General features: G+C 72.3%; 21 protein-coding genes. 7 read left to right on the top strand and 14 right to left on the bottom strand.

From position 1 onward, the window contains the following. Window positions 1–41 precede the first annotated feature (41 nt). Both O3W51_RS26440 and O3W51_RS26435 read right to left on the bottom strand, forming a co-directional pair. A complete protein-coding gene (locus O3W51_RS26440) occupies window positions 42–1826 on the bottom strand; it encodes a carbohydrate-binding module family 20 domain-containing protein (protein WP_138353101.1) in 1785 nt (594 codons plus the stop codon). 200 nt (window positions 1827–2026) lie between these two features. Then, window positions 2027–3685 carry a peptide-N4-asparagine amidase gene (locus tag O3W51_RS26435; protein WP_138353100.1) on the bottom strand — a complete coding sequence of 553 codons (1659 nt, stop codon included), beginning with the start codon at window positions 3683–3685 and terminating at the stop codon, window positions 2027–2029. Between the two features lie 206 nt (window positions 3686–3891). Here O3W51_RS26435 and O3W51_RS26430 point away from each other — a divergent pair, with 206 nt between their 5' ends. Together O3W51_RS26430 and O3W51_RS26425 are read left to right on the top strand one after the other, a co-directional pair. Beyond that, a complete protein-coding gene (locus O3W51_RS26430; RefSeq protein ID WP_138353099.1) occupies window positions 3892–5772 on the top strand; it encodes an ABC transporter transmembrane domain-containing protein in 1881 nt (626 codons plus the stop codon). Beyond that, on the top strand, window positions 5769–7550 hold the full coding sequence (locus tag O3W51_RS26425; protein WP_269287475.1) for an ABC transporter ATP-binding protein: 1782 nt from the start codon (window positions 5769–5771) through the stop codon (window positions 7548–7550). Before O3W51_RS26430 ends, O3W51_RS26425 begins: the two co-directional genes overlap by 4 nt. A gap of 74 nt (window positions 7551–7624) precedes the next feature. Here O3W51_RS26425 and O3W51_RS26420 read toward each other — a convergent pair whose 3' ends face one another. Continuing rightward, window positions 7625–8419: a metal-dependent hydrolase gene (locus O3W51_RS26420; protein ID WP_138353097.1), complete on the bottom strand. Its 795-nt coding sequence runs from the start codon at window positions 8417–8419 to the stop codon at window positions 7625–7627. A gap of 133 nt (window positions 8420–8552) precedes the next feature. On the opposite strand from O3W51_RS26420, the gene O3W51_RS26415 reads away from it, so the two are divergent. Then, the gene (locus O3W51_RS26415; RefSeq protein ID WP_138353096.1) at window positions 8553–11066 is read left to right on the top strand and encodes a DEAD/DEAH box helicase; all 2514 of its coding nucleotides are present in this window, start codon (window positions 8553–8555) and stop codon (window positions 11064–11066) included. Window positions 11067–11091: 25 nt separating this feature from the next. Further along, entirely contained in the window at window positions 11092–11958 is an 867-nt protein-coding gene (locus O3W51_RS26410; RefSeq protein WP_138353095.1) for an acyl-CoA thioesterase, read from the top strand. Window positions 11959–12003: 45 nt separating this feature from the next. Here the strand turns inward: O3W51_RS26410 and O3W51_RS26405 are convergent, their stop codons facing one another. The 8 genes from O3W51_RS26405 to O3W51_RS26370 form a co-directional block, all read right to left on the bottom strand. Next, complete coding sequence (locus tag O3W51_RS26405; RefSeq protein ID WP_269287474.1) at window positions 12004–13098, bottom strand: DUF6397 family protein; 1095 nt, start codon at window positions 13096–13098, stop codon at window positions 12004–12006. 133 nt (window positions 13099–13231) lie between these two features. Further along, complete coding sequence (locus tag O3W51_RS26400; protein ID WP_138353093.1) at window positions 13232–13642, bottom strand: roadblock/LC7 domain-containing protein; 411 nt, start codon at window positions 13640–13642, stop codon at window positions 13232–13234. 192 nt (window positions 13643–13834) lie between these two features. Next, window positions 13835–14443 (bottom strand): GTP-binding protein, encoded by a 609-nt coding sequence (locus O3W51_RS26395; protein WP_138353092.1) that lies wholly within the window; start codon window positions 14441–14443, stop codon window positions 13835–13837. Then, window positions 14424–14807 (bottom strand): DUF742 domain-containing protein, encoded by a 384-nt coding sequence (locus O3W51_RS26390; RefSeq protein ID WP_269287473.1) that lies wholly within the window; start codon window positions 14805–14807, stop codon window positions 14424–14426. The genes O3W51_RS26395 and O3W51_RS26390 overlap by 20 nt, the downstream gene beginning before the upstream one ends. Before the next feature lie 6 nt (window positions 14808–14813). After that, on the bottom strand, window positions 14814–15233 hold the full coding sequence (locus O3W51_RS26385; RefSeq protein WP_138353090.1) for a roadblock/LC7 domain-containing protein: 420 nt from the start codon (window positions 15231–15233) through the stop codon (window positions 14814–14816). Then, window positions 15230–17713 (bottom strand): nitrate- and nitrite sensing domain-containing protein, encoded by a 2484-nt coding sequence (locus tag O3W51_RS26380; RefSeq protein WP_443048339.1) that lies wholly within the window; start codon window positions 17711–17713, stop codon window positions 15230–15232. Before O3W51_RS26380 ends, O3W51_RS26385 begins: the two co-directional genes overlap by 4 nt. A gap of 269 nt (window positions 17714–17982) precedes the next feature. Continuing rightward, complete coding sequence (locus O3W51_RS26375; protein WP_138353089.1) at window positions 17983–18753, bottom strand: MHYT domain-containing protein; 771 nt, start codon at window positions 18751–18753, stop codon at window positions 17983–17985. 135 nt (window positions 18754–18888) lie between these two features. Next, a complete protein-coding gene (locus tag O3W51_RS26370) occupies window positions 18889–19224 on the bottom strand; it encodes a YnfA family protein (RefSeq protein WP_138353088.1) in 336 nt (111 codons plus the stop codon). Between the two features lie 13 nt (window positions 19225–19237). Here O3W51_RS26370 and O3W51_RS26365 point away from each other — a divergent pair, with 13 nt between their 5' ends. After that, window positions 19238–19837: a class I SAM-dependent methyltransferase gene (locus O3W51_RS26365; protein ID WP_138353087.1), complete on the top strand. Its 600-nt coding sequence runs from the start codon at window positions 19238–19240 to the stop codon at window positions 19835–19837. On the opposite strand, the gene O3W51_RS26360 is transcribed toward O3W51_RS26365, so the two are convergent. Continuing rightward, complete coding sequence (locus O3W51_RS26360; protein ID WP_138353086.1) at window positions 19821–20636, bottom strand: alpha/beta fold hydrolase; 816 nt, start codon at window positions 20634–20636, stop codon at window positions 19821–19823. The genes O3W51_RS26365 and O3W51_RS26360 overlap by 17 nt on opposite strands. A gap of 124 nt (window positions 20637–20760) precedes the next feature. On the opposite strand from O3W51_RS26360, the gene O3W51_RS26355 reads away from it, so the two are divergent. Next, the gene (locus tag O3W51_RS26355) at window positions 20761–21300 is read left to right on the top strand and encodes a PadR family transcriptional regulator (RefSeq protein WP_138353129.1); all 540 of its coding nucleotides are present in this window, start codon (window positions 20761–20763) and stop codon (window positions 21298–21300) included. 22 nt (window positions 21301–21322) lie between these two features. On the opposite strand, the gene O3W51_RS26350 is transcribed toward O3W51_RS26355, so the two are convergent. Both O3W51_RS26350 and O3W51_RS26345 read right to left on the bottom strand, forming a co-directional pair. After that, complete coding sequence (locus O3W51_RS26350; protein ID WP_232485046.1) at window positions 21323–21628, bottom strand: hypothetical protein; 306 nt, start codon at window positions 21626–21628, stop codon at window positions 21323–21325. A 44-nt stretch (window positions 21629–21672) separates the two neighbouring features. After that, entirely contained in the window at window positions 21673–22053 is a 381-nt protein-coding gene (locus O3W51_RS26345; protein ID WP_138353085.1) for a deoxyxylulose-5-phosphate synthase, read from the bottom strand. A 124-nt stretch (window positions 22054–22177) separates the two neighbouring features. On the opposite strand from O3W51_RS26345, the gene O3W51_RS26340 reads away from it, so the two are divergent. Then, window positions 22178–23185 carry a hypothetical protein gene (locus O3W51_RS26340; RefSeq protein ID WP_443048338.1) on the top strand — a complete coding sequence of 336 codons (1008 nt, stop codon included), beginning with the start codon at window positions 22178–22180 and terminating at the stop codon, window positions 23183–23185. Window positions 23186–23188 lie beyond the last annotated feature (3 nt).

The following is a 23188-nucleotide window of genomic DNA, read 5'->3' as shown; positions in this document are numbered from 1 at the left end:
GAATGTGCCAGTCTCCCCTGATCCTGACCGCCTGCCCACCATCACCCGCGCCAGTTGTCGCTGAGTGACACCTTTCCGCTCGCGGGCACCGTGGCGGTCCGGTTGGCACCGGTCTCCCAGGTCGCGTTCCCGGCGGCGTCCTTGCGTAGGTACTTGTACTCGAACGACGTGCCCGCGCCCAGCGCGACGTCGAGCTTCCACACCGGGTAGGCGGCCGACGAGAGCAGCAGGGCCTTGCCGGTGTCCCAGTTGCCGAGGGTGGCGTTGTTGCCCGTGACGTAGATGTTCTGGCCCGGCGTGGTCGTGGCGTTGACCGCGAAGGAGGCGCCGGAGGCCGGGTCGGTGGTCCCGCCGCCGCCCGTGCCGCCGCTGGCGCAGGTCGCCCCCGTGTAGAGCGCCACCGCGTCGTTGGCGCCGATGGTGGCCGTGAACCGGCCGTCGGAGCCGACGGTGTAGCTGGTCCCGGAGTGCTGGACGTCGCAGTAGCTGCCCGCCGGCAGCGACGTGGTGTACGTCCGGGTGAGCGCGCCGCTCTCGTGGTTGATCGCGACGAAGCCCTTGCTGCCGCGGCCGAACGCGATGGCGTTGTTGCCGTTGGACCACCAGTTGGTCACCGCGGTGCCGGAGACGGCGTTGCGGAAGCCGACCATGCCGGCGATCTGCGGCCAGGCGTGCTGGCACTTCCATCCGTCGGCGTAGCAGGCGTTGACCGTGCCGCCGTTGGGCGGCCCCGCGTCGTTGTCCGAGAACTCGTAGCCGGAGTAGACGTTCGGCGAGCCGTAGGGCCAGGCCAGCAGGTAGACGTTGGCGAGGGTGTAAGTGGCGCCCGCCTTGTAGTTGAGGGTCGAGCCGTTGCGCTCGGTGTCCCAGTTGTCGGTGAAGGTCCGCGCGTTGACGCTGGGCAGATAGCCCCAGGAGGCCCCCCAGTTGCTCAGGGACGACAGCTTCTCGCTCGTGAAGATCCGCTTGAGGTCGGTGGCGGCGCGGAACTCGTCCACGTCCCCGGTGCCGGTGTACTCGCCCGGCTGCACCGCTTCACCGGCCCCGTAGATGACCTCCTGCGCCCAGTAGACGCCCGGGTTGCTGAGCTTGGACTTGATGGCGGCGAGGTCGCCCGCCGCGATGTGCTTGGCCGCGTCGATCCGGAAGCCGTCGGCGCCCAGTGCGATCAGGTTGTTGAGATAGCCGGCGATCGTGGAGCGGACGTAGTCGCTGCCGGTGTCCAGGTCCGCGAGCCCGACGAGCTCGCAGTTCTGGACGTTGTTCCGGTCGGCGTAGTTGGTGATGTTGCTGCGGCAGGTGTGGAAGTCCTGGTCCTGGTAGTAGCCGGGGTAGTTGTACTTCGAGTAGTTCGTGCCGCCGGTCCCGGTGCCGGGGCCGGCCGCCATGTGGTTGATCACCGCGTCGGCGATGACCTTGACGCCCGCGGTGTGGCAGGTGGCCACCATGTGCTGGAACGCGGTGCTGTCACCGAGCCGTCCGGCGATCCTGTAGCTGACCGGCTGGTACGAGGTCCACCACTGGGCGCCCTGGATCTGCTCCTGGGCCGGGGAGACCTCCACGAAGCCGTAGCCGGCCGGGCCGAGGGTGTCGGTGCACGCCTTGGCGACGGAGTCGAAGCGCCACTCGAAGAGGGTGGCGGTGACGTCCTTGCTGCCCGGCGGGGTCGCCTGCGCCGGCTGCTGGGCGGCGACGGTGAGGCCGGTCGCGGCGAGCAGTGCGGCGAGCGCGCCGTGCAGGGCCCGGGATCGGCGGGAGGAGCGGAAGGTCCGGGATGGCGTGGATGGCGTGGGTGTTCGGGGTACCCGGGATGTGCGGGATCGCATGAGCGGCTCCTCCGGAGTGCGGGCACAGCTGTGCCCTCGAAGGCAGCCCGCGCCAAGCCGCCGGGTGGGGGTGCGGAACCCCGCGTCCCACGGGGTTCCGCCGAGGAGCTTCCCGCCGTGGCTGTGAGCACGTCAAGAGACCGGTGGAAACATTTTCAACTACTTGCGGAAACCTCTTCCAAACGCCTGCACGCGCCGGTTCAACGGATCGTGCGGTCCTCCGTCAGCGCGCCCTGCGCGGTCGCGATCCGGCGGTCGTAGCAACCGCCGGGAGCGTCCGAGCCGAGTATCCGGTAGTGCTCGGACGAGGTGCCGGTGGCGTGCCGCTGCTCGCGCGGCACATTGAGGGTGAAGGACGCGTCGCCCTGGTAGACGTCGCCCAACAGTGACCTGCCGACGGTCCGGCCCCCGCGTGTCACCACGGTGTCGGCGCGGTCGCCGAGCAGCATCACCGTACGCAGCCGGTCGGCCGCGCCGACCGACGTACGGCCGTCCATCGTGTACGCGCGGCGTACCGCGGTGCTGGTGGCCGGGCCGTGGCCGGCCGTGGTCACCGTCGCGTCGTCGGTCCACCGGGCGGTCAGCGCGTCGGTGCTCTCGTCGGCGTTCCACCGGTGGGTGGAGGTGGCGGACAGCGCGCGGCGGACGGTGGTGGCGACGCGGCCGTGCGACGTGTCGACATAGCCGGAGACCGTCAGGCTGTGGCTGCCGGTCGCGTCGAGGGCCCGTTCGTCACCGGGCCGGTAGGAGGTGGAGGTGTCCGGGGTGCTCTCCTGGTGCGCGGTCAGAGCGCCCGGCACATGAGCGCGGTGCTCGTCCTGCCAGACCAGCACGTTCGTCGGCACGCTCCAGCCGCTCTGGCCCGCGGGCACGCCCAGCACCGAGACCTCGACGCGGTGTGCCTTCCCGTCGTTGAGCAGGCCGGCGTACGGCGTCAGGTCGTACTCGACGGGTTTGACGTCGAAGGCGCGCGGGCCCGGGATCACGTACCAGAGGAAGGGATTGGACCAGCCGCCGGTCCACACGGTCGGGAACGGCGCGGCCATCCCCGCCAGTTGGCCGTCCACCCGCAGCTGCACCTCCCGGTAGGGACCACCGGCCTGGCAGGAGTACGGCACATCGGCGGGCACCGCCAGGTACCAGAACTCCTCGCAGCCGCCGCCGGATCCGGTGGCGTACACCTCGGCGACGATGCGCTCGCTGTTGCGCGGCGTGGTGAGGTCGCCGACGAGCGCCGTGCCCTCACTGTGCGAACCGGCCAGAGTCAGCACCTGGTCCGGCGCGGCTCCCGCCGGGTCCCCGCCGCCCGCTCCGCGTGCCGGGTAGAACGTCAGCGAGACCTTGACGTCGATCACGCCGGTGTACGTGTCGTTGACGACGTTGCCGATGAGCATCTCGACCGGCTGCGGGCCGCGCAGCGCGGCCGCGTACCGCGTGACGTCCTTCTCGACCTTCCAGGCGATGCCCTCGGGCGACGGTTCGGGGGTCGAGGTGTCCAGCACCTCCACGCCGCCGATCCGCAGATAGCCCAGCCGGTCGTACTGCCGCCCGGCGACCTGGCCGTCCAGCCGCAGCACGACCTTGCTCCAGCGGTCACCACAGCCGCGCGGCGGGGTGTACGTGCTCGTGTACGGCGTGAAGTCCCTGAACTGCGCCGCCACGATCTGGGTGGTGCAGGACGGGCCGCCGGGGGTCCTGATGGGCGGGGCGGCCGTCAGGGGGTCGTGCCAGTCGGTGCCGAACTCTGCCGGGGGCGCGGTGGTGGCCGCGGCCGCCGGGCCCGCGAAAAGCGCGAACCCCACTGCCGCGGCGAGCGCCGCGAGTATCCGTCTTCCCACGCGGTGGTGCCTCCTCGTCATGCGATGACCACGAAGTACAGCGCACAGCTTGGCCCGGTCGGGCGCCGCGCGACAGACCGCCTCGCCCGCGGGACGGCCCCGCCGGCGACCTTGGCCGATACCGGACTATTCCGGGCGTGGCGGCCGTAAATCGGTTGACCCGGTACGTGCGGTGACGCGAACCTTGCACGTCTTCGCACCCCCCATCCAGAGCATCTCGGGACGTCATGTCGCTTCGCCAACTCCCCTTCCAGGACCCCGGTGTCCCCGACGTCAGATCGGGATTCCGTTTCCTGCTCTGGCTGGAGAAACGCCAGCTGCGCGGGCAGCTCACAGCCGCCGCGTGGGGCACTCTGCTGATGGCGTCCATCGCACTGTTCCCGGCAGCCGTCGGCCTGGCCGTGCAGGCGGTCGTCGACCATTCCGGCCGGCGGCTGGCGCTGTCCGGTGGGCTGATGCTGGCGCTCGGCGGACTCAGCGCGCTCGGCGACACCATGCTGCACCGCACCGCGGTGACCAACTGGATCACCGCCGCCGCCCGCGTCCAGCAGCTGCTGAGCCGCAAGACCGTCGAACTGGGCTCGGTGCTCACCCGGCAGGTCGCGGCCGGCGAGATCGTCACCGTCGGCGCGGGCGACGTCGAGAAGATCGGCTGGTTCGTGGAGGCGTTCGCCCGCTTCACCTCCGCCTTCCTCGCCACCATCGGCATCGCGGTGGCCCTCGCCTTCTACCAGCCGGAACTCGGCCTCATGGTGGCCGCCGCCATCCCCGTCCTGGCCCTCGCCGTGCTGCCGCTGCTGCCGGCGGCGACCAAGCGCGCCGACGTCCAGCGGGAGAAGGCAGGCAAGGCCACCGAGCTGGCCTCCGACACCGTCGCGGGTCTTCGGGTGCTGCGCGGTATCGGTGGCGAGGAGCTGTTCCTCGACCGGTACCGCAAGGCCTCGCAGGAGGTCCGTACGGCCGCCGTGCACAGTGCCCGGATGTGGGCGCTGATCAGCGCCGTACAGGTGGTCCTGCCAGGACTGCTGCTGGTGGGGGTGGCCTGGTACGGGGCGGTCCTCGCGCTGGACGGCAGGATCTCGGTCGGAGAGCTGGTGACCGTGTACGGGACCGTCGCCTTCCTGATGTTCCCGCTGCGGCACTTCGAGGAGATCGCGATGGCGTGGTCCTTCTCCCGGCCGTCGGCGAAGCGCGCGGCGCGGGTGCTGGCGCTGGTGCGGGGCGTGGAGCCGGATACATCTCCGTCACTTCCTTCAGCTCCTTCGCCTGATGTGTCTCCTTCCGGTGATCTGTACGACCCGGAGACCGGTCTGCTCGCTCCTGCCGGGCAGCTGACGGCAGTCGTGTGCGGGGACCCGGACGCCGCCGGGCGGCTGGCCGACCGGCTCGGCGGGCACAGCCCGGACCGGGTGGCCGGCCAGTCCTCGGTCCTGCTGGGCGGCACGGCGCTCGACGAGCTGCCGCTGGCGGCGGCGCGCGCCGCCGTACTGGTGCAGGACAAGGACCCGGTGCTGCTCTCCGGCACCCTGCACGAGCTGCTCGACGTACCGTCCTCCGGCAACGTTTCCGCCACCGACGCCCTGACGGCCGCCCAGTGCGGAGACGTGCTGCAGGCGCTCGCCCAGGCCTCGGTGGACGACTCCGGTGATCCGATGCGGACCCGGATCACCGAGCGCGGACGCTCCCTGTCGGGCGGCCAGCGCCAGCGGCTGGCCCTGGCCAGATCGCTGGTCGCGGACCCGGAGGCGCTGGTTCTGGACGAGCCGACGTCGGCTGTCGACTCGCACACCGAGGCCCGTATCGCGCGCGGCCTCAAGGGGATCAGGGCGGACCGCACCACGGTGGTGTTGACGTCGAGCCCACTGCTGCTCGACCGCTGCGACCTGGTGGTCTTCATCGCCGACGGTGCGGTGGCGGCCACCGGAACCCACCACGAGCTGCTGCGCGCCGACCAGCAGTACCGCGCCGTGGTCACCCGCGAGACCGAGGAGCCGGCCGGTGTGACCGCCGCTGTGAACGGCGGCGTCACGGCCGCTGTCACCGCTGAAGGCCCGTCCGTGGTCCCGTCCGGGGCCGTGGAGAACACCAGGATCGAGGAATCCGCATGATCGGCGTGAAGCCACCGGAGCACGATCCGGACGCGCCGCAGCAGACGACGACGCTGCCGGTCGGTTCGCCGGCCACCGTACGCACCTACGTGACCGAGTTGGCCCGCCGCCACCGCGGCGCCTTCACCCTGCTGGTCGCCGTCAACACGGTCGCCGTGGTCGCCTCCATGGTCGGGCCCTATCTGCTGGGACAGCTGGTCGAGGACCTGTCGGCCGGGCGCCGGGAGCTGCATCTGGAGCTCACGGTCGGGCTCTTCCTCGCCGCACTCGCCGTCCAGGCAGGATTCGTCCGGCTGGTCCGGCTGCGCGGTGCGATCCTCGGTGAGCGGATGCTGGCCGACCTGCGCGAGGACTTCCTCGTCCGGTCCGTCGGGCTGCCGCCCGGCGTCCTGGAGCGGGCCGGTACCGGCGATCTGCTCTCCCGGATCACCACCGACATCGACCGGCTGTCGAACGCCATGCGCGAGGCCGTGCCGCAGCTGGCCATCGCCGTGGTGTGGGCCGCGCTGCTGCTCGGCGCGCTCGCCGTCACTTCTCCCCCACTGGCGCTGTCGGTGCTGGTCGCCCTGCCGCTGCTGCTGGTCGGCTGCCGCTGGTACGTCCGGCGCGCACCCGCCGGCTACCGCTCCGAGGCCGCCGGGTACGCGGCCGTCGCCGCCTCGCTCGCCGAGTCGGTCGACGCCGGCCGGACCATCGAGGCGCACGGGCTGGGCGCCCGCCGGATCACGGACTCCGACGAGCGGATCAGGACCTGGGTCGGCTGGGAGCGCTACACGATGTGGCTGCGCAGCGTGCTCTTCCCGGTGATCAACCTGACGCACACCCTGATCCTGGCGTCGGTGCTGATGATCGGCGGGACCTTCGCGCTGCACGGCTGGGTGTCGGTCGGCGAACTGACCACCGGGGCGCTCTACGCCCAGATGCTCGTCGACCCCGTCAACCTGATCCTGCGCTGGTACGACGAGCTGCAGGTCGCCCAGGTATCGCTGGCACGGCTGGTCGGGGTCCGCGAGGTCGAGGAGCACGAGTCGGACGAGCACGTCATCCCGGACGGCCGCGACATGCACGCCGACGAGGTGCGCTTCGGCTACCGGGAGGGCAGCGACGTGCTGCACGGGGTGTCGCTGCGGCTGCGGCCGGGCACCCGGCTGGCGCTGGTCGGGCCTTCGGGCGCGGGCAAGTCCACCCTCGGGCGGCTGCTCGCCGGAATCTACGCGCCGCGGACCGGCGAGGTGACGCTCGGCGGGGCCGAGCTGGCCCGGATGCCGGCCGAGCGGGTACGGCGGCATGTGGCGCTGGTCAACCAGGAGCACCACGTCTTCGTCGGCTCGCTGCGGGACAATCTGCGGCTGGCCCGGTCCGGGGCGGACGATCCCGAGCTGTGGGACGCGCTGGTCTCGGTGGACGCCGACGGCTGGGCGCGGGCGCTGGACGACGGTCTGGAGACCGAGGTCGGCTCCGGCGGCTCCACCCTCACCCCGGCACAGGCCCAGCAGGTGGCCCTGGCCCGGCTGGTGCTCGCCGATCCGCACACCCTCGTGCTGGACGAGGCGACCTCGCTGCTGGACCCGCGGGCCGCCCGGCATCTGGAGCGTTCGCTGGCGCGGGTGCTGGAGGGCCGCACCGTGATCGCCATCGCGCACCGGCTGCACACCGCGCACGACGCGGATGTCATCGCGGTCGTCGAGGAGGGCCGGATCAGCGAGCTGGGCAGCCATGACCAGCTGGTCGAGGCGGACGGGGCGTACGCGGCCCTGTGGCGCTCCTGGCACGGCTAGGAGCGGCCCGCCGCTTCCCGTTCCCGGGTTCCGTGCCCGCCGCCTGCTCGGCGGCGGGCACGGAACCGGGGGCGTCAGCCGAGGAAGCCCAGAGCGCCCAGTGCCCCGACTCCACCGAGCAGGAAGAACGCCGGGGTGAGCACCTTGATCTCGACCCAGCTGCCGGCCCGGAACCGCATGAACTTCGGCGGCCCCATCGGGTACCAGCGCTTGCGGCCTATCGGGATGGGCCACAGGATCGGGCAGCCGGACACGGTCAGGGCGTCGCCGATGCAGTGCACGAGCGAGCCCAGCACGATCGGGATGCCGATCCACAGATAGTGCTGGCCGGGCTCGGTGAAGAGCCAGTCCTTGCCGTTGCCCGGGTCGTCCAGGACATCGGCCAGGACCCAGGCGCCGGTCGCCCCGAGAAGCCAGACCAGCACATCGCTGGAGGCACGGGCCTGGCGCCACAGCAGACCCTCGACGGCCAGCACCATATGGACGAAGAGGATGCCGAGCACCGCCCAGCGCCCGCCGAAGAGCGCCGCCGCCGAGCAGGCGCCGCCGATCAGGGCGGCCCACAGCCAGGTGTGCGTCAGGGTGCGGTGGCCGCCGGTACGGCGCGGGTCGCCCTTCATACGGGTGGCCTTGTAGGTGGCGTACGACAGCTTGTCGATGATCTCGCACAGCGCTTTGGAGATGGGCCCGAAAGCGCGCGATATGGTCGCCGCCTTGTGGTCCAGGTCCGGAGCGAGAGCGGCGCCGGCGCAGATCAGGGCGCCGACGACAAGCGTCGGCCACGGCATGGGGTGGTCGAGCGCGGCCGCGCCCGCCCCCACCCCCAGCCATGCCGCCGCTCCGGAAAGTGAATGTGCCGGTCCCATCATGTGTGGTGCCCCGCCCCTTTCGGCCCGCCCGCAGGCGGAGTTGACGCCCAGTCGACGGCACACCATACCGTTGGCGATCTTCCGTATTACCGCCGGTTCCGCCGCGGGGCCCGAAGCCAGGCAAGATGGTGGGGTGACCCTCATTGATCAGCTGCCTCCCGAGGCCGACCCCGATGCCCTGTACGAAGCCTTCTCGACCTGGGCGGAGAGCCAGGGCATCACCCTCTACCCCGCTCAGGAGGAGGCGCTGATCGAGGTCGTCTCCGGGGCGAACGTGATCCTTTCGACCCCGACCGGCTCCGGGAAGAGCCTGGTCGCGGCGGGGGCGCACTTCGCCGCGCTGGCGAAGGACCAGGTCACCTTCTACACCGCTCCGATCAAGGCGCTGGTGTCGGAGAAGTTCTTCGACCTCTGCAAGCTCTTCGGCACCGAGAACGTCGGCATGCTGACCGGCGACGCCTCGGTGAACGCGGACGCACCGGTCATCTGCTGCACGGCCGAGGTGCTCGCCTCGATAGCGCTGCGCGACGGCCGGAACGCCGATGTCGGCCAGGTCGTCATGGACGAGTTCCACTTCTACGCGGAACCGGACCGCGGCTGGGCCTGGCAGATCCCGCTGCTGGAGCTTCCGCAGGCCCAGTTCGTGCTGATGTCCGCGACCCTCGGCGACATGTCCCGCTTCGAGGAGGACCTCACCCGCCGCACGGGACGCCCGACGACCGTCGTGCGTTCCGCGACCCGGCCGGTGCCGCTCTCCTACGAGTACGTGACGACACCACTGACGGAGACGCTGACGGAGCTGCTGGAGACCCGGCAGTCGCCCGTCTACATCGTGCACTTCACCCAGGCGGCGGCCGTCGAGCGGGCGCAGGCACTGATGAGCATCAACATGTGCACACGCGCCGAGAAGGACGCCATCGCCGACCTGATCGGCAATTTCCGCTTCACCACCACCTTCGGCCGCAATCTCTCCCGGTTCGTCCGGCACGGCATCGGCGTGCACCACGCGGGCATGCTGCCGAAGTACCGGCGGCTGGTGGAGAAGCTCGCGCAGGCGGGCCTGCTGAAGGTCATCTGCGGTACTGACACCCTCGGTGTCGGCGTCAACGTGCCGATCAGGACCGTGCTCTTCACCGCCCTGACGAAGTACGACGGCACACGGGTCCGCACCCTGCGGGCCCGGGAGTTCCACCAGATCGCCGGGCGGGCCGGCCGTGCCGGGTTCGACACCGCGGGCTTCGTCGTCGCGCAGGCGCCCGAGCACGTCATCGAGAACAAGAAGGCCGTCGCCAAGGCCGGGGACGACCCGAAGAAGCTCCGCAAGGTGGTCCGCAAGAAGGCTCCCGAGGGCTTCGTCAACTGGTCCGACGCGACCTTCGAGAAGCTGATCGCCTCCGACCCCGAGCCGCTCACCTCCCGCTTCCGGGTCACCCACACCATGCTGCTGTCGGTGATCGCCCGGCCGGGCAACGCCTTCGAGGCGATGCGGCACCTGCTGGAGGACAACCACGAGTCGCGGCGCAACCAGCTGCGGCACATCCGGCGGGCCATCGCCATCTACCGTTCCCTCGAGGCGGGCGGCGTCGTGGAGCGGCTGGCCGAACCGGACGCGGAGGGCCGCATCGTCCGGCTCACCGTCGACCTCCAGTCGGACTTCGCGCTGAACCAGCCACTGTCGACGTTCGCGCTGGCCTCCTTCGAGCTGCTCGACAAGGAGTCGCCGTCGTACGCCCTGGACATGGTCTCCGTCGTCGAGTCCACGCTCGACGACCCCCGCCAGATCCTGGCCGCGCAGCAGAACAAGGCGCGCGGTGAGGCGATCGGGCTGATGAAGGCCGACGGGGTCGAGTACGAGGAGCGGATGGAGCGGCTGCAGGAGGTCACGTACCCCAAGCCGCTGGAGGAACTGCTCTCCCACGCCTACGGCATCTACCGGCAGAGCCACCCGTGGGTGGGCGACCACCCGCTGTCCCCCAAGTCGATCGTGCGCGACATGTACGAGCGCGCCATGACGTTCTCCGAGTTCACCTCGCACTACGAACTGGCCCGCACCGAGGGGATCGTGCTGCGCTACCTGGCGGGCGCGTACAAGGCCCTGGAACACACCGTCCCGGACGATCTGAAGTCCGAGGACCTCCAGGACCTGACCGCGTGGCTCGGCGAGCTGGTGCGCCAGGTCGACTCCAGCCTGCTGGACGAGTGGGAGCAGCTCGCCAACCCCGAGGTCGAGACGGCCGAGCAGGCCGCCGAACGCGCCGACCAGGTCAAGCCGGTCACCGCCAACGCCCGAGCCTTCCGGGTGCTGGTGCGCAACGCCATGTTCCGCCGGGTCGAGCTGGCGGCGCTGGAGAAGTACAACGTGCTGGCCGAGCTGGACGCCGAGTCGGGCTGGGACGCCGACGCGTGGGCGGAGGCGATGGACGCGTACTGGGACGAGTACGACGACCTGGGCACCGGCCCCGACGCCCGCGGCCCGAAGCTGCTGCAGATCGAGGAGCAGCCGGAGCACGCGCTCTGGCGGGTCCGCCAGACGTTCGCGGACCCCAACGGCGACCATGGCTGGGGTATCTCCGCCGAGGTCGATCTGGCAGCTTCCGACGAGGAGGGCCGGGCGATCATCCGTGTGACGACCGTCGGCGAGCTGTGACCGGGCACGACACGAGGGAGTTCCGATGACCAACCCCGCCGAGCGGCTGGTGGATCTGCTCGACCTGGAGCGGATCGAGGAGAACATCTTCCGCGGCCGCAGCCCCGAGGAGCGGCTGCAGCGGGTGTTCGGCGGGCAGGTCGCGGGGCAGGCACTGGTCGCGGCCGGCCGCACCACGGACGGCGAGCGGCCGGTGCACTCGCTGCACGCGTACTTCCTGCGGCCCGGCCGGCCGGGTGTGCCGATCGTGTACCAGGTCGAACGGGTGCGTGACGGCCGGTCGTTCACCACCCGGCGGGTGGTGGCGATCCAGCAGGGTCGCACGATCTTCAATCTGACCGCCTCCTTCCATCAGCCGGAACCGGGCTTCGAGCACCAGATCCCGATGCCCGATGTACCCGAGCCCGAGAGTCTCCCGAAGCTGGGCGACGAGCTGCGCGAGCATCTGGGGGTACTGCCCGAGTCGCTGGAGCGGATGGCCCGCCGCCAGCCGTTCGACATCCGCTACGTCGAGCGGTTGCGCTGGACGCCCGAGGAGATCGAGGGCGCCGAACCGCGCAGCGCGGTGTGGATGCGCGCGGTGGGACCGCTGGGCGACGATCCGCTGGTGCACACGTGCGCGCTCACGTACGCGAGCGACATGATGCTGCTCGACGCGGTGCGGGTACCGGTCGAACCGCTGTGGGGCCCCCGCGGCTTCGACATGGCCTCCCTCGACCACGCGATGTGGTTCCACCGCCCCTTCCGCACCGACGAGTGGTTCCTCTACGAGCAGGAGTCCCCGATCGCGACCGGCGCCCGCGGCCTGGCCCGCGGCCAGATCTACGACCGCTCGGGCCGGCTGCTGGTCTCCGTGATGCAGGAAGGGCTCTTCCGCAAGATCGGCGGCTGACCAGCACCCCACGCGGCAGCGGCAGGCGGCAGCAGGCGCCGCCGTTCAGGGACGCCGGAACAGCTTCTTCCGGCGGCGGGTCCCCGCGCTGTCCCCGGGCCGCTGCAACCGCCAGCCCCGGCGCGGGCGCGGCTCCGGCCCACGCTCGGAACACGGCTCCGGCGCAGGTTCCGGCCGCGGCCGCAACTGCGGTTCGCGCTCGGGTTCGTGGTCGGGTTCGTGCTCGGGACCCGGCCCCGGCTCCGGCTCCGGTCCCACTGCAGGGGCCGGGCGTGGCTCCCGCTCCGCGGCCGGTGCCGGGCGGGGGGCCGGACGGGCCTGCCGGGCGCGGTCGAGAGCCTCGGCCAGGGAGAGCCGGGCCAGGGCGATCTCGTCCGGATGGTCCGCGGTGACCGCCGCGTCGATCAGTTCACGGGAGGCGAACTCTCCGGGCCTGCCCGGTGGCAGACCGGACCGCAACCTGCGCAGATAGGCCCGTTCGTACAGATCCGGCACCACCTCGGCCGCGCCGTCGGTGCCGAGCAGCGCCGCCCAGACCGCCGCCTCCTCCCAGGCGTCGGCCGCGTCCCGCACCAACTGCCCGGCCCTGCGGGCCCGCCAGCCACGTGCCCGGTGGTCCGCGCCGTCATCCAGAGCGCCACGCAGCGTTACCGGCAGCCTGCCGTGCAGCGCTTCAGGATGGTCCCGGGCGTACTGCCCGATCTCGTCGGCCAGATACATCCAGACGACGGCCCGGTAGCGGTTGACGTACCAGCGGACCGGCCGGATGAAGCCGCCCTTCGCCAGCTTGACGAAGCGGTCGCGGCTGACCCCGATGAGCTCCGCTCCATCGCCGCTGCCGACCACGCGCAGCCGGTCGCGCAGCGCCTGCGGGAAGCCCTCGGCCGCTCGCAGCCGGTCGACCTCCTCGCGCATGACGCGCCTGCGGCCCGGCCCGGCCGGTACGGCCCGGACCTCGCCGAGCTGGACGGCCAGCTCGAACTCCCCCGTTTCCAGTTCCAGTTCTTCCCTGGCCCGGTTCATCCCGAGCGCTTCGCCCGCCGGCGCCCCGCCCGCAGGCGATTCCTTACCGACTGCCGCTGCCGCTGCCGCTGCCGCTGCGACGGCGACCCCGACCGCGAGTGACTCCCGTACCACCATGACTTCCCCCACCGCCTCGACTACTGACAGTGACGAATGTAGCGCAGCCCGATGACCCAACCACGTGGCCTGTGGATAACTCCGCCCCCACCGGCACACCGCCTGCGGCAGCAAACATCAACGGCCCGCAGGCTCACCCTCCGGTAGGCGTGATCCCTGGCTGCCGGGGCGCGACCCCGAGGTGCTCGCCCACCCGGTGCACGAGCAGCGTCATCTCATAGGCGACCTGCCCGACGTCGGCCTCCATACCGCTCAGCACCGACAGACAACTGCCGTCGCCGGCCGCGGTCACGAAGAGGTAGCCCTCGTCGAACTCCACCATCGTCTGGCGCACTCCACCGACCCGGAACTGCCGGCCGGCACCCTTCGCAAGGCTGTGGAACCCGGACGAAACGGCCGCCAGATGCTCGGCCGTCGGCCGGTCCAGACTGCCGCTGGCCCCGGTCACCAGGCCGTCGTTGGACAGTACGAGCGCGTGCTGCACATGCGGCACCCGCTCCGTCAGGTCGTCCAACAGCCATGCGAGTCCATTGCCCACCGTCATTCCCGGCCTCCCCGTATCGACTGCGGTACGAGACTGTCCTGAACAGCGCGCTACGGCAAGTCCCCATCGGGTCACGACCGGCATCGGTATCCGGCAGCGGGCCCCACCGGGATGGCCTGCCCGCCCTCACCAACAGCCCCCACCAACAGACCTCACCAATAACCCCACCAGCGGCCCCACCGGTGGGTCCCGTCAGCCGACCCGTCGCAGCTGACGCTCGGCGTGCATCCGTTCGGCGTGCTCGACCAGGGCGATGAGCACGTCCTTGCCGGATTCACGGTCCCGCGCGTCGCACAGCACGACCGGCGTCCCCTCCGTCAGGTCCAGGGCCCGTGAGACGTCCTCGGGCCGGTAGGAGCGCGCGCCGGAGAAGCAGTTGACGCCGACCGCGAAGGGGATGCCGCGGTGCTCGAAGAAGTCGACTGCGGGGAAGCAGTCCTCCAGCCGGCGGGTGTCGGCCAGCACGACGGCGCCCAGCGCGCCGTGGGACAGCTCGTCCCACAGAAACCAGAAACGATCCTGCCCAGGGGTGCCGAAGAGATAGAGCGACAGCCCCGCCCGGATCGTGATCCGCCCGAAGTCCATGGCGACCGTGGTGGTGGTCTTGCGTTCCACCCCACCGGTGTCGTCCACTCCCCGGCCCGCCTCGCTGAGCGATTCCTCGGTGCGCAGCGGCCGGATCTCGCTGACGGCTCCCACCAGGGTGGTCTTGCCGACCCCGAAGCCGCCCGCGACCAGAATCTTCAACGCCAGCGCGGGCTCATCACGCCTGCCCGGTTGTTCAGAGCGCCCGAAGTCCATCGATCACCTCTCGCAGAATGTCTTCGCCGGGAAGTTCGGCGGGCGCCACCGGCCGGCGCACCCGGACCCATCCCAGCGTGAGCAGGTCGCCCAGCAGGACGCGTACGACGCCCACCGGCAGGTCGGAGTCGGCCGCGATCTCCGCGACCGACAGCGGATCGGTCCGGCACAGGGCGAGGATCGTGCCGTGTTCCGGGGCCAGGGCCGGGTCGCCTGCGGCGCCGGGCTCCGCGCCCGGTTCGGCGACGACCTGCGCGATCAGGTCGAGATGCGCGCTGCCGCCGTCTCCCCGGGTCCGGCCGCCGGTCAGGGCGTAGGAACGGACCATCGGGCCCGCCTCGTCGTCGTACCAGCGGCCGTCCATCCGTGCTCAGCCGCCTGCCGTGGTGTCGGAGTCCGGCCGGGCGGGCGTCCGCAGATGCTCGCCGACCTGTTTGACGAGCCGGGCCATCTCGTAGGCGACCAGCCCGACGTCGGCCCCGGCGGTCGCGAAGACCGCGAGGCACGACCCCTCGCCCGCGGCGGCCACGAAGAGGAAGCCGCCGTCCAGTTCGACCATGGTCTGCCGTACGTCACCGGCGGCGAAATGCCGGCCGGCGCCCTTGGCTAGGCTGTGGAATCCGGACGCGACCGCCGCCAGATGCTCGGCGTCCTCGCGGCTCAGCGCCCGTGAGGCGCCCACCGCCAGACCGTCGTTGGACAGGACCACGGCGTGCCGCACCCCGGCCGCCCGGTCCGTCAGCTCGTCCAGCAGCCAGTCCAGCCGGCCGGAACGGTTCGCCTCGATCATGCCGGGTCTCCCTCGTTCGACGCCGGGCGGCCGGCCGGACGGCCACCGCCGCGCGCCCAACCGCTGCGGTACGCGGTCATGATGGCGCGGATCTGCTCAGGAGTACGCCCGCCCGCGTCCTCCGACTCACCGTCCGACCCGTTGCCCGGCGCATGGCCGTCCCGCTCCGGAGCGGGTCGCTCCAGCAGTTGCGGGGCGAGGTTCGCCTTCCGTACCCGGCGCGGCAGATCGTCGTCGCCGTGCGCGGTGCCGTTCGCCGCCGGACCCACGGGGGCGGCCGGTGCGGCAGGACCGGCAGGGCCGGCAGGGCCGGCAGGGCCGTCCGGACCCGGCGGCGGATGCGCGGACGAGGCGGCGGACCCGCGGACCACGACCGGCTCCGCGGACCCGTCGTCCCGCTCGTCGCCGTTCCCCAGCCCCTTGCCGTTCCCGAAAGCTCTACCGTTTCCCAACGCCTTCCCGTTCTCCAACGCCCTGCCGTTCCGCGACTCCGCACCGTTCCGCGACGGAAGCGGCCGGACGACGACCGGGTCCTCGCGGTGGGCGCGCTGGGCGCGGTTGCGCTCGGCGGCGCGGCGGGCGGGGGCCGGGTCGGGAACGTAGCGCTCGATGAGCGCGGTGGGCAGCAGCACGACGGCCGTCGTCCCGCCGTACGGGGACGGGCGCAGCGAGACCTTGACGTCGTGCCGGGCGGCGAGCCTGCTCACCACGAACAGCCCGAGCCGGTCGCTGTCGAACAGGTCCAGTGCCTGGGCGCGGGCGATCCGCCGGTTGGCCTCTTCGAGCGCCCCGCCGCCCATGCCCAGCCCGCGGTCCTCGACCTCCAGCACATATCCGTTGCCGACCTGTTCACCGCTGATCCGCACCTTGGTGTGCGGCGGCGAGAACTGGGTGGCGTTCTCGACGAGTTCGGCGATCAGGTGGGTGAGGTCGGCGACCGCGCCGCCGATGACGGCGGCCTGCGGCAGCCGCCGCACCTCGACGCGCGCGTAGTCCTCCACCTCGGCGACCGCGGCCCGCACCACGTTCTGCAGGGGCACCGGCCGGCGCCAGGCCCGGCCAGGGGCCGCGCCGGACAGGATGATCAGGCCTTCGGCGTGCCGGCGCATGCGGGTGGTGAGGTGGTCGAGCCGGAACAGGTCCTCCAGCTCGCCGGGGTCCTCCGTACGCCGCTCCATGCTGTCCAGCAGCGCGAGTTGGCGGTGGACGAGGACCTGGCTGCGGCGCGCGAGGTTGACGAAGACCCCCGTGACGCCGCTGAGCAGCTCGGCGCGTTCGACGGCGGCGGTGAGCGCGGCACGGTGGACGGTCCGCAGCGCCTCGCCGACCTGGCCGATCTCGTCCGCGCCATGGGTGCCCTGCGGCGCCTCGGCGTCCAGGTCGATCTCCTCGCCCGCGCGCAGCCGGCGCATGGCGGACGGCAGCTTGCGGCGGGCGAGTTCCAGTGCGGTGTTGCGCAGTTCGACGAGTTCGGTGACCAGGGCGCGCCCGATCCGCACCGAGACGATCAGCGAGACGATGACGGCGAGCAGGCCGAGCAGCACCGCCGCACCGGAGGTGCTCGCCAGCCCCCGGATGATCGGGTCGGTGCCGGACGAGGCGGCCGCCGCGCCGCCCGCCGGGTTGTCGATGGCGCGCAGTCCGCCGATGACCGGTCCGGAGGCCGCCGTCCAGGTGCCCGCGGGCGCGGCGGCCGCGGCGCGCGGCCCTGGGTCGGCGCGCAGCACCCCGTCCTCCACGCCGAGCAGTGCGCTGTACGGTGCGGAGCCGCTCAGCCTCTCCCAGGACGAGCGGCCGCCGCCCCCCAGGTCACCGGCCGAGGCGTCGAGCAGCAGCCGCCGGGCCTGTACGGCACCGGTGAAGTCGCGGTAGCGCGGGCCGTCCAGGGTGCCGGTGAGTTCCGCGACGGAGATCAGGGCGTCCTCACGGGCGAGCATCTCGCCCGCCCGCCCGAACTCCAGGGCGACACGGCTGCCGGAGGTCAGGACCGGGTCGGAGCCGGCGGTCAGTACGCCGATGGCGGAGAAGGCGTTCTCGATCGCGTCGCAGTAGCCGCGGTACGTCTCGTCCCAGCCGGCGCTGCGGGCCGTGACCCGTGCCCGCAGCGCGCGCAGCCCGGTCACGCCGTCGATGAACGTCCGCAGCCGGGGCGCGACGTCCGAGGGCAGCCCGATGCCGTCGGCGATCGTGTGGCTGCTCCCCTGCCGCAGCGCGCCGGCCGTCCGGTCGGTGGTGGCGGCGGCGCTGTCGAGCTGCGCCGCGCGGGCGGCGGTCGGGGCGGCCAGGTACAGGGCGGCGGCGCGGCGTTCGGCCTGCAGAGCGGTGACGGAGGCGGCGACGGGGCCGCTGACCTCCTTCTCGACCTGCTGCGTGCGCAGCCGGCCGGAGACGTCCTGGGCGGCGTTGACGGCGGCGAAGGCCCACAGGGCCATCAGCGACACGACGGGCACCATGAGGATGGAGACGATCTTCGCCCGCACCGTCCTCGGCCGCAGCACCAGCCCCGGGACGAACCGCGACCGAACCGGCGGCCCTGCCCCGGGCCGTCGCGGACCACCGGTCCCGGCAGAAACGTTCGCTCCGGCGGAAACGTTCACCCCGGCAGGCGCGTCCGCATCCCCATCCGTCCACGACGGGACATCCGGACCCCCGGAACCCCCCGCCCGGGGTGCGCCCGCGGCCAGGGCCAGCGGTGACATCCGCTCGTCGGCGGGCGGTCCGGCATGCGCGCGGCGGCCGCGCGGAGCGCTCACGCCGCACCCTCCTGCAGCGACTGGGCCGACGCGGAGGCGGCGCTTTCACGGGCGCTCGGGGAGAGCGCGACGAACGCCGACGTCAGGAAGAGGTACGAGCCGAGGCCGACCACCAGGGGGAAGAGGAACGCGGTGGCACTCGCGCCCGGCAGCACCTCGGACGACGGAAGGACCGTCACCCGCACGGCGAACATCCCCGTGTAGTGCATGCTGCTCACCGCCGCGCCCATCACCAGCGACGCCCCGGCCACGACGACCGGCCGGTGCACCGTCAGCGCCGCGTACAGCGCGGCGGTGGCGGCGGCCAGCGCGATCAGTACGGACAGCATGACGCGCACCGGGTCGTAGCCGATGGTGCCGTGCAGCCGCAGGGCCGCCATCCCGACGTAGTGCATGGCGGCGACGCCGAGTCCGGTGGCCAGGCCCCCCGCCAGCAGGGAACGGATGCGGCCCCGCCCGTAGCCGACGATGAACACACCGACGCCCACGACGGCGACGGCGATCAGCAGGCTCAGGACGGTCAGCGGCACGTTGTAGCGGATCTCGGTGCCGGAGACCCGGAAGCCGAGCATCGCGACGAAGTGCATCGTCCAGATGCCGGTGCCGAGCGCGCTGGCCGCGGTCAGCAGCCAGTTGCGCCGGGAGCGGCCGGTCGCGCCGAGCGCCCGTACGGTGCAGCGCAGGCCGAGCGTCGAGCCCACGCAGGCCATCACGTACGACAGCGTCGGGGTCAGCCAGCCGAAGCCGGCTTGGTCCATGTGTCCCATGGGTCCGGGACGCTAGCCCCGTGATGTTCGCAGTCCTTCGGGCAGTTCGGAACCCGACGGTTATTGACCGTCTCGTACGCTGATCCGGCCCCGAACGATCGCGCAACGCTCGAACGTGCGCGCAGGCGGGACGTTTCAGCCACTGCGTGGCGCATACATGATGACGCCCACTCCCACCAGGCAGACCACCGCCCCCACCACGTCGAACCGGTCGGGCCGGTAGCCGTCGGCCACCATCCCCCACACGAGCGAACCGGCGACGAACACACCGCCGTACGCGGCCAGGATCCGTCCGAACTCGGCGTCCGGCTGCAGGGTCGCGACGAACCCGTAGCACCCGAGGGCCACCACACCCGCGACCGTCCAGGCCCAGCCGCGGTGCTCGCGGACGCCCTGCCAGATCAGCCAGGCACCGCCGATCTCCAGCAGTGCGGCAAGGACGAACAGAGCGGCGGAACGCAGCGTGATCATGCGAACATGATGCATGGAGACCGAACGTGAACGAGTCCGCGAATTCTTCGCCGCCAAGGCCGTGGGCTGGGAGAAGCGCTTCCCCGACGACGGTCCCGCCTACGCGGCGGCCGTCGCGGAACTGGGCCTGCGAGCCGGCCGGTCGGCCCTCGACGTGGGCTGCGGCACCGGCCGCGCGCTGCCCCCGCTGCGAGCCGCCGTCGGCCCGGCGGGCACCGTGATCGGCGCCGATCTGACCCCGGAGATGCTGCACGAGGCGACCGCGCTCGGCCGCCACCGTTCCGGCGCGCTGATCGAGGCGGACAGCGCCCGTCTTCCGCTGCGCGACGCCTGCCTGGACGCCGTCTTCGCCGCCGGGCTGCTGCACCATCTGCCGGACGCGGCGGCCGGGCTGCGCGAGTTCGCCCGGGTCACCCGGCCCGGCGGCCGGCTCGCGCTCTTCCACCCGATCGGCCGCGCCGCGCTCGCCGCCCGGCGCGGCCATGAGCTGCACGAGGACGACGTCCGCGCGAAGCCCAACCTCCCCCCGCTGCTGACCGACGCGGGCTGGGAGCTGACGGTGTACGACGACTCCGAGGACCGGTACCTGGCCGTGGCTACGCGGGTGAACTGACCGCTGCCGAACCGGCCCCGGCGATCACCGCGGCGAACGCCTCGGGGTTGTCGAACATCATGTTGTGACCGGCGGCCGCCACCGTCTCGACCCCGACACCCGCAGCCACCAGTTCCGCCCGGCCGTCGACGTCCGGGCTCAACTCCCCCACCAGGAAGGTGCGGGGGATGTCCATGGCCAGCAGCATCGTCCGCATCGTGGGTTCGCTGCCCCGCGCCAGCCGGGTGGCGGTGCGGTGCAGCGCCACCGGGTCGGCGAGCCGCATCGTGGCTCCCCAGATCGGGCCCACCCGCTCCAGCACGGCGGCGAATCCACCGCCGTCCACGAACTCCCGCTCCTCGTACCGCGCGATACCGCTGCTGCCGGCTCCGACCGGCGGGTTCGGGTCGAGGTTGGCCTCGGCGAGCACCAGCCGGGCCACCAGGTCCGGGCGGCGGTGCGCCAGGACGATCGCGACCGCGCCGCCCATGCTGTGCCCGACGACCTCGGCGCCGCTCACACCGGCCGCTTCCAGGACCGCGGCGACCGCGTCGGCATGCTCCTCCAGCGAGTAGCCGAAGTCCGCGGGCCGGTCGCTGATCCCGAATCCGGGCAGATCGACGAAGAGCGAGTGCCGGCCGGCGAGCGCCGGATGCGCCGCGACATGGGCGAAGTACGGCCCGGAGGCCGAGCCGAGTCCATGCAGGTACACCCGCGCGGGGCCGTTGCCGGCCGCCTCCGTCCAGCGGATGAACGGCCGCCGCTCCTCCGCCGTACCGGCCGCTCCCTGTGCCGCCGGCCCGAATTCCGTCTGCCGCATGATCTGACTCCCCTTCGTCTGCGCCGGACAACGCGTCCACCGGACGATGCGACTATACATCGGTGCCGATGTATAGCGCTATCGATGTACACCGCTGCGCGTGACGATGCGGGAGAATGCCCTCATGCTGGAGCTCGCGATCCTCGGTTTTCTGTACGACGCCTCACTGCACGGCTATGAGCTGCGCAAACGCATCGCCGCCCTCACCGGGCACGTCAAGCCCGTCGCCGAGAGCACCCTGTATCCGGCCATCAAACGACTGGAGAAGGCGGGCTGGCTCCGGCGGGAGACACAGCCCGGCGCGGTCGCCGCTCCCCGCCATGTCCTCACCCTCACCGCCGAGGGCCGCACCGAACTGCGGCGGCGGCTGGCCGAGCCCGCGGAGCTCGATCTGAGCGACGAGAACCGCTGGTTCACCCTCCTCGCGTTCCTGCGCCACCTCGACGACGCCCGCCAGGAAGCCGCGGTGCTCCGCCGCCGGCTCGCCTTCCTGGAGCAGCCCGCCAGCTTCTTCTACGACGGCGACCGGCCGGTGCGGGCCGAGGAGCTCGACGATCCCTACCGCAGGGGCGTCCTCACCATCGCCCGCGCCACCAGCCGCGCCGAACTGGACTGGCTGCGCGGCACGTTGACGGAACTGGGCGACGATCCGGGCGCGAAGTAGCGGGAACGGCCCCGGACCGGCCCTACGCCGCGGGCAGGCCGAGCAAGGTGCGGGCCATGATCTCCGGCTCGGTTCCGTGTTCCCGGGCCAGCGTCAGCACCGCGCGCTGCGCGAGCTCGTTGACGCCGAACATCAGGGCGTCCGGGGCGACTCGGCCCACGGCCTCGTCGATCCGGTCCTGGTCGTCGGCGATGCAGGCCACCACATAGGTCGCGGCCGCGTCGAACAGGTTGTGCTCCAGCGGGGCCCGGTCGCCGGGACCCGCCGGGTCGGGTGCTCGCACCGGCAGTCTGAACACGTCGCCGATCCTGTGCAGCAGGCCGGGCATGTCAATCACCTCTCCCCGTCGCCGAGTCCGCGCTCTCCCCTGGGTTATCTCCGCTGCAGCGGGCGGGAACCCGGCTTACCGGGACGGCGGTCGGTGAAGGAGAGGTCGTAGCGGGTCAGGGCGCGCACCACGGGTTCGCCGGTGGCGGCCGCGTGCGCCAGGCGTTCGCGCACCTCGCGCGGGGTCCGCGGACGGAAGCCGGGACCGCCGCAGCAGGACGTGTGGAATCCGACCCCCGCGGTGAGGAGCACGGTGAGTGCCCGCCATGCCGGGGCGTCGCTCCGGCGGGGCGCCGCGAACGCGGAGCCGGCGTGGATCAGCCCGGCCGCGCAGCGCGGGCAGCGCCGGGCCCGCTCCGGCCCGTACTCCTGCTTGTAGGAGGCGCGGCACGGGAGGCAGACGTAGTGCGTGCGGTGGACACCCATACCCCGCAGGGTAAGGGGCGCCGCGCCTCCGTTCCGAGCGGTTTTTCCTCCGGGCGGGCCCCGCTATCGACGCGGACGTTACCCGCTGGTTAAGGTGCGCGGACCGAAGAGAGGGAGGGGCCCCGTGACCGATACGGACGACTACACGCAGCAGGACGACGACGCGTTGTTCGTGCTCACGGCGGCGATGCTGACGCCGGCGCAATTCCCGAGCGTGCTCGCCGACGACTACCCGCAGGCCTGCGAGGTGCTCGGCCTGGAGCCGGCGCGGGACGGTTACGGTCTGCTCTTCGGACAGGACGGCGGCGGGGCCCGGTGGACCGTCGCGATCACCGACACGGCCCTGGTCGCGTGCGCGCTGGCGGCCTGGGACTGCGGGCTGGAGTACGACCTCTCACCGGACGAGCGCTACGTCGCCGCGGCCCTGCCGGGCTGGCCGCTGCCGGTGGCGGTCGCCGCGCCGGGTGTGCCCGATCCGCACGATCCGTCGGAGGAGGAGGGCGGCCGGCCGCCACTGGCACCGCCCGACCTGGAGACCTGGGGCGGGGCGCAACGGCGGCTGGGCGCGGACGAGATCGCACTGCGGTGGTGGGCCTGGCGCGAACAGCTCACCGATGACGCCGTCGACGAGGTGGCGGCCGGGGACGAAGCAACGACCGAGGACGCTCCGGCGCCCGAGGACGGAGCGCCCGGCGACGCGACGGCCGGTGACGAGGCGACCGGTGAGGCGACCGCACCGGACGCGGCGCCCGATGCCGAAGCCGCTACCGACGAGGCCCCTACGGACGAGGACGCCACGGGCAACGCCTCCGCCGACGAGGACGCCACGGACGACGCGGTCGGGAGCGACGACGCCGGGACCGTGGCCCTGGCCGTGCACCATGCTGGCGTGCGCCGGGCGCTGGAGAGCGCGGAGGCGTATCTCAGCTCACCGCCGCCGCCCGGACGCGTCCGGGCCGCCCATGGAGCGGTGCGCGCGGACGGGCCCGGTTGGAGCCTGGTGGCGCGGACCGACGACATGGCGTTCGTACTCCTCGACGAGGAACCGGGCGAGGTCCATCCGGTCCGGCGCGGCCCGGCGCTGCCGGCCCTGCTGGACGCGCTGAACCGACTGGCCGCCCGGCCCGTCTGAGCG

Source organism: Streptomyces sp. H39-C1 (assembly GCF_027158125.1).
GTDB classification, from domain to species: domain Bacteria; phylum Actinomycetota; class Actinomycetes; order Streptomycetales; family Streptomycetaceae; genus Actinacidiphila; species Actinacidiphila fildesensis.
This window is presented reverse-complemented; position numbering and strand designations above follow the sequence as displayed.

Excerpts from the sequence above, each read along its gene's own strand:
- O3W51_RS26440 (WP_138353101.1), bottom strand. The coding sequence starts at position 1,826 with ATGCGATCCCGCACATCCCGGGTACCCCGAACACCCACGCCATCCACG.
- O3W51_RS26435 (WP_138353100.1), bottom strand. The coding sequence starts at position 3,685 with ATGACGAGGAGGCACCACCGCGTGGGAAGACGGATACTCGCGGCGCTC.
- O3W51_RS26430 (WP_138353099.1), top strand. The coding sequence starts at position 3,892 with ATGTCGCTTCGCCAACTCCCCTTCCAGGACCCCGGTGTCCCCGACGTC.
- O3W51_RS26425 (WP_269287475.1), top strand. The coding sequence starts at position 5,769 with ATGATCGGCGTGAAGCCACCGGAGCACGATCCGGACGCGCCGCAGCAG.
- O3W51_RS26420 (WP_138353097.1), bottom strand. The coding sequence starts at position 8,419 with ATGATGGGACCGGCACATTCACTTTCCGGAGCGGCGGCATGGCTGGGG.
- O3W51_RS26410 (WP_138353095.1), top strand. The coding sequence starts at position 11,092 with ATGACCAACCCCGCCGAGCGGCTGGTGGATCTGCTCGACCTGGAGCGG.
- O3W51_RS26405 (WP_269287474.1), bottom strand. The coding sequence starts at position 13,098 with ATGGTGGTACGGGAGTCACTCGCGGTCGGGGTCGCCGTCGCAGCGGCA.
- O3W51_RS26400 (WP_138353093.1), bottom strand. The coding sequence starts at position 13,642 with ATGACGGTGGGCAATGGACTCGCATGGCTGTTGGACGACCTGACGGAG.
- O3W51_RS26395 (WP_138353092.1), bottom strand. The coding sequence starts at position 14,443 with ATGGACTTCGGGCGCTCTGAACAACCGGGCAGGCGTGATGAGCCCGCG.
- O3W51_RS26390 (WP_269287473.1), bottom strand. The coding sequence starts at position 14,807 with ATGGACGGCCGCTGGTACGACGACGAGGCGGGCCCGATGGTCCGTTCC.
- O3W51_RS26385 (WP_138353090.1), bottom strand. The coding sequence starts at position 15,233 with ATGATCGAGGCGAACCGTTCCGGCCGGCTGGACTGGCTGCTGGACGAG.
- O3W51_RS26375 (WP_138353089.1), bottom strand. The coding sequence starts at position 18,753 with ATGGGACACATGGACCAAGCCGGCTTCGGCTGGCTGACCCCGACGCTG.
- O3W51_RS26370 (WP_138353088.1), bottom strand. The coding sequence starts at position 19,224 with ATGATCACGCTGCGTTCCGCCGCTCTGTTCGTCCTTGCCGCACTGCTG.
- O3W51_RS26365 (WP_138353087.1), top strand. The coding sequence starts at position 19,238 with ATGGAGACCGAACGTGAACGAGTCCGCGAATTCTTCGCCGCCAAGGCC.
- O3W51_RS26360 (WP_138353086.1), bottom strand. The coding sequence starts at position 20,636 with ATGCGGCAGACGGAATTCGGGCCGGCGGCACAGGGAGCGGCCGGTACG.
- O3W51_RS26355 (WP_138353129.1), top strand. The coding sequence starts at position 20,761 with ATGCTGGAGCTCGCGATCCTCGGTTTTCTGTACGACGCCTCACTGCAC.
- O3W51_RS26350 (WP_232485046.1), bottom strand. The coding sequence starts at position 21,628 with ATGCCCGGCCTGCTGCACAGGATCGGCGACGTGTTCAGACTGCCGGTG.
- O3W51_RS26345 (WP_138353085.1), bottom strand. The coding sequence starts at position 22,053 with ATGGGTGTCCACCGCACGCACTACGTCTGCCTCCCGTGCCGCGCCTCC.